At 66.5% G+C, this 11,721-nt stretch carries 10 protein-coding genes; 7 read left to right on the top strand and 3 right to left on the bottom strand.

The features are described from left to right. The first annotated feature begins 194 nt into the window (after positions 1 to 194). Positions 195 to 959 (top strand): FadR/GntR family transcriptional regulator, encoded by a 765-nt coding sequence (locus ACSFBM_RS03915; protein WP_435483225.1) that lies wholly within the window; start codon positions 195 to 197, stop codon positions 957 to 959. Positions 960 to 966: 7 nt separating this feature from the next. Here the strand turns inward: ACSFBM_RS03915 and ACSFBM_RS03910 are convergent, their stop codons facing one another. Continuing rightward, the gene (locus ACSFBM_RS03910; RefSeq protein WP_435483224.1) at positions 967 to 1,923 is read right to left on the bottom strand and encodes a LysR family transcriptional regulator; all 957 of its coding nucleotides are present in this window, start codon (positions 1,921 to 1,923) and stop codon (positions 967 to 969) included. A 108-nt stretch (positions 1,924 to 2,031) separates the two neighbouring features. Between ACSFBM_RS03910 and aptA the strand changes: the two genes are divergently transcribed. Next, the gene (gene aptA / locus ACSFBM_RS03905) at positions 2,032 to 3,387 is read left to right on the top strand and encodes an omega-aminotransferase AptA (RefSeq protein WP_435483223.1); all 1,356 of its coding nucleotides are present in this window, start codon (positions 2,032 to 2,034) and stop codon (positions 3,385 to 3,387) included. Between the two features lie 77 nt (positions 3,388 to 3,464). Continuing rightward, positions 3,465 to 4,904: an MFS transporter gene (locus ACSFBM_RS03900; protein WP_435483222.1), complete on the top strand. Its 1,440-nt coding sequence runs from the start codon at positions 3,465 to 3,467 to the stop codon at positions 4,902 to 4,904. A gap of 7 nt (positions 4,905 to 4,911) precedes the next feature. Here ACSFBM_RS03900 and ACSFBM_RS03895 read toward each other — a convergent pair whose 3' ends face one another. Continuing rightward, entirely contained in the window at positions 4,912 to 6,213 is a 1,302-nt protein-coding gene (locus ACSFBM_RS03895; RefSeq protein ID WP_435483221.1) for an SUMF1/EgtB/PvdO family nonheme iron enzyme, read from the bottom strand. A 186-nt stretch (positions 6,214 to 6,399) separates the two neighbouring features. Between ACSFBM_RS03895 and ACSFBM_RS03890 the strand changes: the two genes are divergently transcribed. From ACSFBM_RS03890 to ACSFBM_RS03880, 3 genes are all read left to right on the top strand, one after another. Next, positions 6,400 to 6,939: a TRAP transporter small permease subunit gene (locus ACSFBM_RS03890; protein ID WP_435483220.1), complete on the top strand. Its 540-nt coding sequence runs from the start codon at positions 6,400 to 6,402 to the stop codon at positions 6,937 to 6,939. Between the two features lie 71 nt (positions 6,940 to 7,010). Continuing rightward, a complete protein-coding gene (locus ACSFBM_RS03885; RefSeq protein WP_435483219.1) occupies positions 7,011 to 8,558 on the top strand; it encodes a TRAP transporter large permease in 1,548 nt (515 codons plus the stop codon). Beyond that, positions 8,555 to 9,049, top strand: a complete 495-nt coding sequence (locus ACSFBM_RS03880; RefSeq protein WP_435483218.1) for a hypothetical protein — start codon at positions 8,555 to 8,557, stop codon at positions 9,047 to 9,049. The genes ACSFBM_RS03885 and ACSFBM_RS03880 overlap by 4 nt, the downstream gene beginning before the upstream one ends. A gap of 108 nt (positions 9,050 to 9,157) precedes the next feature. Here ACSFBM_RS03880 and ACSFBM_RS03875 read toward each other — a convergent pair whose 3' ends face one another. After that, positions 9,158 to 10,237 (bottom strand): TRAP transporter substrate-binding protein, encoded by a 1,080-nt coding sequence (locus ACSFBM_RS03875; protein WP_435483217.1) that lies wholly within the window; start codon positions 10,235 to 10,237, stop codon positions 9,158 to 9,160. A 223-nt stretch (positions 10,238 to 10,460) separates the two neighbouring features. On the opposite strand from ACSFBM_RS03875, the gene ACSFBM_RS03870 reads away from it, so the two are divergent. Next, positions 10,461 to 11,615 (top strand): ABC transporter substrate-binding protein, encoded by a 1,155-nt coding sequence (locus tag ACSFBM_RS03870; protein ID WP_435483216.1) that lies wholly within the window; start codon positions 10,461 to 10,463, stop codon positions 11,613 to 11,615. Positions 11,616 to 11,721 lie beyond the last annotated feature (106 nt).

The raw sequence follows: 11,721 nt of genomic DNA, 5'->3' as shown, positions 1-11,721 counted from the left end.
TCGTGGTGGGAAACAAGGAAAAGGGGTGCCTGCGGGTGCCGGCGAATTTAAGCGGATAAATCGTATTAATATGCTGGTAAAAACCCGCAAGCAAGCCTTGTGCCCATTGCCAACCCGAGCTCGCCGATGACGCCGTTTAAGATCGCCCGCTGTTGCGCATCCCGCGCATCTCCCGATGGGCATGGAGCGTTTCAATGAGAGTGGGGCAGAACCGCCCGAAGCGGCAAAAGCTCTCGGACGTCATCGTCGAGGACGTCAAGCGCTGGATCGTGGCGGAGCGCAAGCAGCCCGGCGACCGACTACCGAACGAGAAAGAGCTGATCGAGCTCTTCGGCTATTCGAAGAGCACGGTGCGCGAGGCGCTGAAGGCGCTGGAGGTGCGCGGGCTCATCGCCATTCGCACCGGGCCCGGCGGCGGCGCGTACCTGCAGCAGGTGTCGGTCGACCATGCGTCGGAGCCGCTGCGCAACTTTTTGCACTTTCACCACCTCGACGGGCACCACATCTACCAGTTGCGCAAGGTGCTGGAACCCGAACTGGCCGTGAGCGTGGTGGGCAAGCTGACGCCGGAGCAGTTCGAAAAACTGGAAGACAACGTCCGCCTGTGCACCATCGAGCCGACGAACGAGGACGAACTGCGCATCCAGCGCGAAGCCGAGCTCGCGTTCCACACCATGCTGGCCGAAAGCTGCCCCAATCCGGTGCTTTCCTTCATGTGCCGCTTCCTGAACGACCTGCTGCGCGACCTCGTGGTCTACAAGAAGGCGCTGGACCACCACCACTTCGGCGAGACCAACGTCGACTATCACACCCAGCTGCTGGCGGCCTACCGCAAGGAAGACGCGGCCGAGGTGCACCGGCTGATGTCCGAGCACATGGTCGATGCGGAGCACCACATGCACGAGATGGAAGCGCACATCGGGGCGAAGCATTTGCTGCTGCCGAGCGGGCAGCGCTGAGCCTTTGCTACCGGTGCGCCTGCGCCAGGCACGCCTGAAACGCCAGCACAGCCCGCGACGGCTTCGGTGACCTGCGCAGCAAACTCACGAACCGGCACACATAGTTGAACCGCGCCGGCAGCACCGCCTTCATGAGCCCACGCTGCTCGAACACCTGCGCGTAGTGGTCGGGCAGGAACCCGAGGAAGCGCCCCGACAAAATCAGCGTGGCAATCGCCTCCTGGTCGAAGCCCGTGGCCTTGCGCGACAGCTTGGCGCGGTGGCTCAGCTCCATGTTCGGCGAGTGGTAGCCCAGCCCCGCGAAATGGTGCTCGCGCAGCTTGGCCCAGGTGAGCCTGGCGTGGCTCGCACCGAACAGCGGATGCCCCGCACCGCAGTACAGCAGCATGGTCTCGTCGAACAGGTCGGCGTACACCAGGCTCTTGGAGCTGCGGTGCGCCGGGATGATGCCGATCTGGAAGTTGCCTTCCAGCACGCCCTGCTCTATCGCGTTGATCGAGCCCACGTGCAGCGCCAGGCTCACCTCGGGCGCCATCTCGGTGAAGCGCGCAATCGCCTCGCCGATGCGCGCGTTGGGGTTGGTGGCCGTCTTGTCGAACACCGCCAGCTCCAGCTGCCCGCCCATGCGGTTGTGGATGTCGTCGATGCTGCCGCGAAAGGCGTCGACCGAGGCCAGCAGGCGCAGCGTTTCGTCATACACGCGCTGCCCTTCGGCGGTGAGCGCGAAGCCCGCGCGCCCGCGCCGGCACAGCACCAGGCCCAGCCGCGTTTCCAGGTCCTTCACATGGCGGCTCACGGTCGAGGTGCCGATGTTCAGTTCCAGTTCGGCGGCCGCCATGCCGCCGCAGTCGACCACGCTCTTGAACACCTTGAGCAGGCGCAGGTCCATGTCGCTGAGCTGCCCCAATACGGCGCGGTTGCGGGTGCCGGAAGCACCGTTCTGGGCCTTTTCTTTTACTTGCATGAATCGTCAAGTGAACATTGATATTGCGCCATTCTCCACACTGAAGGCTGTGCGAACAATCGGCACATCTCATCACCCCCTTCGGAGCCCGCTCATGCGGGAAGCGCCATGACCCTTGCCACCCCCGCCGTCGAACCGACGTCCACCACGCGCACCGACGCCGCCTGGCTCGAAGCGCACTGGATGCCCTACACGGCCAACCGCAGCTTCAAGGCCGATCCGCGGATCATCGTGGAGGCCAAGGGCGCCTACTTCACCGACATCGACGGGCGCAAGATCTTCGACGGTCTCTCGGGCCTGTGGTGCTCGGGCCTGGGCCACGGCCGCCCCGAGATCACCGAGGCGGTGAGCCGCCAGATCGCCAAGCTCGACTACTCGCCCGCCTTCCAGTTCGGCCACCCGCTCTCGTTCGAGCTGGCCAACAAGATCAAGGAACTCACGCCCGCCGGCCTGGACTACGTGTTCTTCACCGGCTCGGGCTCCGAAGCCGCCGACACCTCGCTGAAGATGGCGCGCGCCTACTGGCGCACCAAGGGCCAGGCGAGCAAGACCCGCCTGATCGGCCGCGAGAAGGGCTACCACGGCGTGAACTACGGCGGCATCTCGGTGGGCGGCATCGGCGCCAACCGCAAGCTCTTCGGCCAGGGCGTGGAAGCCGACCACCTGCCGCACACGCAGCTGGCGTCGAACGCCTTCACGCGCGGCATGGCCGACCAAGGCGCCGACCTGGCCGACCGCCTGCTCGACATGATCGCGCTGCACGACGCATCGAACATCGCCGCCGTCATCGTCGAACCCTTCTCGGGTTCGGCCGGCGTGGTGATTCCGCCCAAGGGCTACCTCAAGCGCCTGCGCGACATCTGCACCGCCAACAACATCCTGCTGATCTTCGACGAGGTGATCACCGGTTTCGGCCGCTGCGGCGCGCTCACCGGGGCGGACGCCTTCGGCGTGACGCCCGACATCATGAACATCGCCAAGCAGGTGACCAACGGCGCGCAGCCGCTGGGCGCGGTGGTCGCGAGCAAGGACATCTACGACACCTTCATGGCCGCGGGCGGTCCCGACTACATGCTCGAGTTTCCGCACGGCTACACCTACGGCGCGCACCCGGTGGCGTGCGCCGCCGGCATCGCCGCGCTCGACGTGCTGCAGAAGGAAGACATGATCGGCCGCGTGCAGACGCTGGCGCCGCATTTCGAGAACGCCGTGCACAGCCTGAAAGGCAGCAAGCACGTGAGCGACATCCGCAACTTCGGCCTGGCCGCCGGCCTGACCATCGCGCCGCTACCGGGCGAGCCCGCACGCCGCCCGTACGAGATCGCGATGAACTGCTGGAAGAAGGGCTTCTACGTGCGCTACGGCGGCGACACCATCCAGCTCGCCCCGCCCTTCATCTCGGAGAAGGCGGAAATCGACCGCATGGTGAACGCGCTGGCTGACGCGCTGGCCGAGACGGCCTGACCCTCGAAGGGACCGCGGCTTCATCGAAGCCCCGGTCCTACAGGCGGCGCGCCGGCCGCCTTCCAATAATCGACGGCATGACGGCACTGCGCAGCGACATCCCCGCCCGCCTGGACCGCCTGCCGTGGTCGCGCTGGCATTGGCGCGTGGTGATCGCGCTGGGCGTGGCCTGGATCCTCGACGGGCTGGAGGTCACGCTGGTGGGCTCCATCGGCGCGGTGCTCGAGCGGCCCGACACCCTCGGGCTCACGGCCGGCGAGATCGGCTGGTCGGGCTCGGTCTACATCGCGGGCGCGGTGGTGGGCGCGCTGGTCTTCGGCCGGCTCACCGACCGGCTGGGGCGCAAGAAGCTGTTCCTGGTCACGCTGGTGGTCTACACCATCGGCACGCTGGCCACGGCCTTCTCGCCCAACTTCGCGTTCTTTGCGCTCTGCCGCTTCGTCACCGGTCTGGGCATCGGCGGCGAGTACGCGGCCATCAACTCGGCCATCGACGAGCTCATTCCGGCACGGGTGCGCGGGCGCGTGAACCTGGCCATCAACGGCAGCTTCTGGATCGGCGCGGCGCTCGGCGCCGGGCTCAGCCTGGTGCTGCTCGATGCGCGCGTGATCGGCCCGGTGTGGGGTTGGCGCGCTGGCTTCGCGCTGGGCGGGGTGCTGGCGGTGGCCATCTTGCTGGTGCGGCGCCATGTGCCCGAGAGCCCGCGCTGGCTTCTGGCGCACGGGCGCACCGAGGAAGCCGAGCGCATCGTCGCGGACATCGAAGCCGAAGTGCGCAAGCACCACGGCCCGCTGCCCGCTGCGCAGGGCCATGTGGCTTACACCGCCGCGCGCGGCCACAGCCCGTCGATGCGCGACGTGGCGCGCGTGCTGCTGAGGCGCTACAGGGAGCGCAGCGTGGTGGCCGCGGCGCTGATGGTTTCGCAGGCGTTCTTCTACAACGCGATCTTCTTCACCTACGCGCTCGTGCTCACCCGCTTCTACGCCGTGCCCGATGCGAGCGTGGCGCTCTACATCTTTCCGTTCGCGCTCGGCAACGTGCTGGGGCCGCTGCTGCTGGGCCCGCTGTTCGACAGCGTGGGACGGCGCAAGATGATCGCGCTGACCTATGTGCTGGCCGGCGTCGGCCTGGCGCTCACGGGCTGGGCCTTCATGATGGGTTGGCTCGACGCGCGCAGCCAGGCGCTGTGCTGGTCGGCGGTGTTCTTTCTGGCCTCGGCGGCGGCAAGCTCGGCCTACCTGACGGTGAGCGAGGTGTTTCCGCTGGAAATGCGCGCCATGGCCATCGCGATCTTCTATGCGATCGGCATGGGCGCGGGCGGCTTCGCGGCGCCCGTGCTGTTCGGCCTGCTGATCGAGACAGGCAGTCGCGGCGCGGTGATGGTGGGCTACTGCATCGGCGCCGCACTGGTCATCGCCGCGGGGCTGCTGGCGTTGCGCTATGCCGCCGATGCGGAGCGCAAGCCGCTGGAGGAAGTGGCGCCGCCGCTGTCGTCCGAAGGCGGCGGCGAGCGCTGAGGCCGGGCTACAGCGCGCAGGTGCGAAAGCCGAAGAAGCCGTCGTCGCGCTCGGGCAGCGCGAAGCCGCGACGCCGCGGTGAGCGAAGACGGGCACGCGTGGCGAACGATGCCCCGCGCAACACCCGCGCCCTGCCGAAGAACGCCGTGGGATCGAACTCGCTGCCCGCGCTCCACGGGTCGGCCCTGAAGCCGGGCCAGGGCTGCAGCGTTCCTGCGGTCCACTCGTGCACATCGGCCCAGCGGAACCCGCGCCGCGCGGCCGTGCTCGCGGCAATTTCCCACTCCACCTCGGTCGCGATGCGGCGCCCCGCCCAGCGCGCCCACGCATCCGCCTCCCACCAGCTCAGGTGCACCGCACTGTGGTGGCCGGCCGCGCGCACCGTGGCGCCGAAGCGCTGCTGCAGCACCGAGCCGCCGCTGCCGTTGCGCGCCACACCGATCTGCTCGACATGGCGCGGTCCGCGCCGCCCCTCGACCTGCGCGGCCAGCCAGCGCCAGCCATCGGAATGCCACAGTTCCTCGCGGTCGTAACCGCCGTCGTCGACGAACTCGATGAACTGGCTCCACGTCACCGGTTGCGCGTCGATCTCGAACTCGGGCACGTCGATGCGGTGCGCGCTGCACTCCTGCGCGAAGGCGAAGCCGCGCTCCGGCAGCCCCAGTTCCCAGCGCGTGGCGGGCAGCAGCAACGGCTCGCGCGTGACCGCGACAGGCGCCTGCTCGATGTCCAGCGGCAACCCGAGCGTCTGCGCCATCACCACGAGTTGCTCGCCGCGCAGGTCTTCATGGAACAGCGCGAGCCGGTAGAAGTACAGGCCCGCGTCGGTCTCGGCCGCATGCTCGAGCAGCTCGAGCGTGCTCTCCAACGTCTCGAGCAGATAGGCCTTGGTCTGGCCCAGGTCGGGCAGGTCGGGCGACCAGCGCCGGCCCGGAGCGCTCTGCGCCGGGTTCCACCAGTCGTCGGCACCCGGCTCGATGGCCGCGAGCCGCGTGGGCCGCACCGGGCAATCGACGCCGAAGGCACGCTGCGTGTTGCGCCCGATCCACCATTCGGCGAACCAGCCGATGTGCCCTGCGAGCCAGGCCGGTGGCACCACGCCCTCTTCCTCTGGAACGGGGGGCATGCCGAGCGCTTCGGTGCCCAGCGCCTGCTCGTAGAGCGACAACAGGTGCAGCGTGTGGTTGCGGGCGTCGATGAGGGCCAGCGACAGCAGCTCGCGGCCGGCGCGGCACATGTCGGGCGAATCGATCGAATGGGGCAAGGCCGTGGTACCCGGAGGCGTCGAAGGCGGAAGGCGCGAAGACATGGGCGATTATGGCAACCGAGCCCGCTTTTCAACGAGTTCGCAGTGGCCTCGAAACGCTGCGATCCCGGGTAAACCCCGCCTCCGTGCCAAGTCAATACAAAGGTTCACCGCGGTAACATCCGCGGCTTTTGTGCAGCCCCCACCAGGGGCCGGCGCTTCACCCCTGGGCTTCGTGGGAGACACCCCTTGTCTGTATTCCTCAAGTTCGCGACCGGCATGGACTGGGTCAGCGAAAAACTCGGCAAGATCGCCGGCTACGCCGTCCTCGGCGCCTCGCTCATCTCGGCCGGCAACGCCCTCATCCGCTACGGTCTGGACTTCAGCAAGAACTCCTGGCTCGAGATCCAGTGGTACCTGTTCGCCGCCACCGTGATGCTCGGCGCGCCCGTGGTGCTGCGCTTCAACGAGCATGTGCGCGTGGACATCATCTACGGCAAGCTGAAGGGCTACGGGCCGGTGTATGTCGACCTGTTCGGCCTCACCTTCTTCCTGCTGCCGGTGATGGGCCTGTTCACCTACCTGACCTGGCCGTTCTTCTGGAACACCTGGGTCACCGGAGAGATGTCGGGCAATATCGGCGGGCTGGTCCGCTGGCCCGCGGCGCTGCTGATGCCGGTGGGCTTCGCGGCGATGTTCCTGCAGGGCGTTTCGGAAATCATCAAGCGCATTGCCTACCTGCGCGGCCTGATCACGATGGACACGCACTACGAGAAGCCGGTGCAGTGATGCGCGCCCTTCGCGCACCTTTCGCTTCTCGCCCCCTCCCCCTTCGACGTCCGCACGGCAGGTAAGTAGCAATGCACATGGAAAACTTCGCCCCGATCATGTTCGCGGGGCTCGTGGTGATCATGCTGATCGGGTTCCCGGTCGCGTTCTCGCTCTCGGCCCTGGGCCTGATCTGCGGCTTCTTCGCCATCGAGATGGGCTGGTTCCCGGCCGGCTTCATGGCCAACCTTCCGCTGAACGTGTTCGGCATCCTGTCGAACGAAACGCTGCTGGCGATTCCGTTCTTCACCCTGATGGGAGCCGTACTGGAAAAGTGCGGGCTGGCCGAGGACATGCTCGACTCGATGGGACAGCTCTTCGGCCCCATCCGCGGCGGGCTTGGCTACTCGGTGATCATCGTGGGCTTCATCCTGGGCGCCATCACCGGCACGGTGGCCGGCCAGGTGATTGCCATGGCCATGATCTCGCTGCCGGTCATGATGCGCTACGGCTACAACATGCGCTACTCGACCGGCGTGCTCGCCGCGTCGGGCACCATCACGCAGCTGGTTCCGCCCTCGCTGGTGCTGATCGTCATGGCCGACCAGCTCGGCACCGACGTGGGCCAGATGTACAAGGGCGCCTGGGGTCCGTCGATCCTGCAGGTCCTCATCTTCGCGATCTACACCTTCCTGGTGGCGCGCATCCGTCCGCACTACGTGCCCGGCCTGCCCGTGAGCGCGCGCACGCTGCATGGCTGGGCGCTGTGGGGCAAGTGCCTGCGCGGCATCATTCCCTCGGCCATCCTGATCTTCGCGGTGCTCGGCTCCATGGGCGGCCTGCCTTTCATGGACCGCGCCATCGCCACGCCGACCGAGGCCGGCGCCATGGGCGCGGTGGGCGCGCTGATCCTGGCGCTCATCCACCGCCGCCTGAACTGGCAGCTGATGAAGGACGCCATGGAAGGCACCATGCGCCTGACGGCGATGGTGGTGTTCATCCTGATCGGCTCGCGCGTGTTCTCGCTGGTGTTCCAGGGCGTGGACGGCGCCAGGTGGATCGAGCACATGCTCTCGGGCCTGCCCGGCGGGCAGGTGGGCTTCCTGATCGCGGTGAACATCTTCGTGTTCTTCCTCGCGTTCTTCCTCGACTTCTTCGAGATCGCCTTCATCATCCTGCCGCTGCTGGGCCCCGTGGCTCACAAGCTGGGCATCGACATGGTGTGGTTCGGCGTGCTGCTGTGCGTGAACATGCAGACCTCGTTCATGCACCCGCCGTTCGGCTTTGCGCTGTTCTACTTGCGCGGCATCGCGGACACCCTCTTCAAGAACGGGGCGTTGCCCCGAAAGGTGGAGTCGCGCGACATCTACCTGGGCGCGGTGCCGTGGGTGATGATGCAGCTGCTGCTGGTGGCGATCGTGATCTTCTTCCCGCAGACCGTCACCGTGTTCCTGGACAAGGAAAAGGTCGTGGACATCGAGAAGGTCAACCTGGACATGCCCGCCGACGCCGAGCCGCCGCCCGCGCCCGACAGCAACGGCGTGAACATGGAAGACCCGTTCGGCAACGAGAAGAAGGACGAGCCGCCCGCAGCGTCCGACGCCTCGCCACCGGCTTCCACCGAAGCCGCCAAGCCGTGAGCGAGCGCGGCGCCGCTGAAGCACCACGCGACGCGCCGGCCTCCATCGAAAGCGCGGCCTTCCCGCCGCTGCTGCGCACGCTGGCGGTGGTGCTGGTGGTCGATCTCTTCGCCTTCGCGATCTGGAGCCTGCCGTCGCTGCGCACAGCCGACTGGACGACGAGCGCGCTGGTGGTGATGGGCATCGCGGCGCTGTGCGTGGTGTGGGTCGGCTACTGGATCGTGTACAGCCGCACGCGGCTCGAGGGCGACGTGCTGGTGCAGACCTGGCTGTGGGACAAGCGTGTGAAGGCGCAGGACGTGGCGCAGCTCAAGCTGGTGCACATCCGCATGCTCGAACGCGTGATTGCGCCGAGGCTGCTGGTGCGACGGCGCTACGGCGGCATCACCTGGTTCCATGCCTGCGACCCCCAGGTGCTGATCGCCTTCGGCCAACGCGTCGCTGAGCTTGCTGTGCCTTCGTCGCCTGCGCCCGCGGCTGAAGCGCGGTAGTCGGCGATTCGGGACGGGTGATCGAGAGGCACCGTTGCAACCCCAAGAAGACAAAAAGCCCCGCCGAACCCGGCGGGGCTTCTTGCTGTGAGGCGAAGCGGATGAGGCTTACAGCTTCTGCTGCTGCATGAACCGGTCGAACGTGCCTTCCGTGTAGCGGAACCAGGCGTTCTGGTCGGCCAGGAATTTCGACCAGTCGCCGTAGATCTTCTTCCACTCGGGGTTGCTGTTGTTCAGGTCCGAGTAGATCTGCTGGGCCGACTTGAAGGCCGCGTTCATCACGTCCTGCGAGAACGGACGCAGCTTGGTGCCCGAGCCCACGAGCTGCTTCAGCGCGATCGGGTTCTTGGCGTCGTACTTGGCGGTCATCGTGATGTTGGCGTGCGCGGCGGCCGCCTCGACGATCGCCTTGTAGTCGGCCGACAGGCCTTCCCATGCCTTGGTGTTGATGTAGAAGTCCAGCTCCGGGCCGCCTTCCCACCAGCCGGGGTAGTAGTAGAACGGGGCGATCTTGTTGAAGCCGAGCTTCTGGTCGTCGTACGGGCCGACCCATTCCAGGCCGTCGAGCGTGCCCTTTTCGAGCGCCGGGTACAGGTCGGCACCGGGAATCGATTGCGGGATCACGCCGAAGGGCTCGAGCACCTTGCCCGCGAACGGGTTGGTGCGGAACTTCAGGCCCTTCAGGTCGGCGACCGACTTGATTTCCTTGCGGAACCAGCCGCCCATCTGCGCGCCCGTGTTGCCGCCCGGCAGGTTGATGATGTTGTACTTGGCGTAGAACGCGCGCATCAGCTTCAGGCCGTTGCCTTCGTACATCCATGCGTTCTGCTGGCGGGTGTTCATGCCGAAGGGCACCGCGCAGCCCAGGCAGAAGGTCGGGTCCTTGCCGTAGAAATAGTACGGGGCCGTATGGGCCATCTCGACCGAGGCGTTCTGCACGCCGTCCACCACGCCGAACGCGGGCATCAGCTCGCCGCCCGCATGCACCGAAATCTGGAACTTGCCGCCCGTCATGTCGCTGACGCTCTTCGAGAACACCTCGGCGGTGCCGAAGATGGTGTCCAGCGACTTGGGAAAGCTCGACGCCAGGCGCCAGCGAACGGTGGCCTGGGCATGAACGGCGGGGGCGATGCCGGCAGCCAGAACGCCCGCGATGCCGGCGTTTTTGATGAGGGAACGACGATCCATTGATAGCTCTCCGAGTTCTTGGGAAAAACAAAACACGGCTTGTGACCGCGTTGGGGACTTTTGTATAAGCCGGGGCGATTGTAAAAACGCACTTACAGCGCCCGGCGGGGGTTTACCCTGCGCCGCACGGCGTGCCGATGCGGCATGGGCCAGGGAGGGTCGGGCCAACGAGGCATAAAATGTTAAATCGCCTTACATCCCTCTCTGACAACGGCATCCAAACATGAGACTCCCTACTTCCTTCAAGCCCGCATTGCTCGCGTTCGCCGCGGCCACCGCTTTCGGCGCGCAAGCGGCCGACATCAAGATCGGCGTTGCCGCCGCCCTGTCGGGCGGTGCCGCCCAGTACGGCTCGGCCATCCGCAACGGCTTTCAGCTGGCAGCCGACGAGATCAACGCCGCCGGCGGCATCAACGGCGACAAGATCGTGCTGGCCATCGAGGACGAACAGGGCAAGAAGGAAGACGCCATCAACGTCTTCAAGAAGCTGATCTTCCAGGACAAGGTCCTGATGACCTTCGGCCCCACGCTGTCGAACTCGGCCCAGGCGGCCGACCCGATCGCACAGGCGTCCAAGACCGTGGCCTTCGGCACGTCGAACACGGCCGACGGCATCACCTCCATCGGCGACTACATCTTCCGCAACTCGGTGACCGAAGCCGACGTGCTGCCCGAGACGCTGCGCGTGGCCATCAAGCACGCCAACGTGAAGAAGGTGGCGGTGCTCTACGGCAACGACGACGTGTTCACCAAGAGCGGCTACGACAACTTCAAGAAGGCCCTGGATGACCTGAAGCTGCCCGTGACCACGACCGAGACCTTCGCCAAGGGCGACGTCGACTTCAAGGCCCAGCTCACCAAGATCAAGGCCACCAACCCCGACGCCATCGTGCTGTCCGCCCTGCTGGCCGAAGGCGCCCCGGTGATGGTGCAGGCCCGCCAGCTCGGCCTGAACGTGCCGATCATCGGCGGCAACGGCATGAACTCGACCAAGATCTTCGAACTGGCCAAGGGCAGCTCGGACAACCTGTACGTCGGCAGCCCCTGGTCGGCCAGCAACGCCACGCCCGAGAACACCAAGTTCCAGAAGGCCTACAACGACAAGTTCAAGGCAGCGCCCGACCAGTTCGCAGCACAGGCCTACGACGGCCTGTACGTGGTGGCACAGGCCCTCAAGGGCGTGAAGCTCTCGGGCAACCTGGCCGCGGACCGCACCGCCCTGCGCGACGCGCTGCCCAGCGTGAAGTGGACCGGTGCCACCGGCGCCTTCACCTTCGCGCGCGCCAAGGACAAGGCCGGCAAGCCCGCCGGTTACGACGCGCAGCAGCAGGCCATCGTGAGCGTCACGAAGGGCACTGCGTTCGTGATCGAGAAGTAAGCAAGGCCGGTTCTTGCTTCTTCGGTGGCGGACCGCACGGCCCGCCACGCCTCTCGCCCCTGGCGCAGGACTGCCGACTGCGCCGTTTTCTTTTTTGATTTGCCGC

The sequence above is a fragment of the Variovorax pasteuri genome, from assembly GCF_051216435.1.
Lineage (GTDB): Bacteria > Pseudomonadota > Gammaproteobacteria > Burkholderiales > Burkholderiaceae_C > Variovorax.
This window is presented reverse-complemented; position numbering and strand designations above follow the sequence as displayed.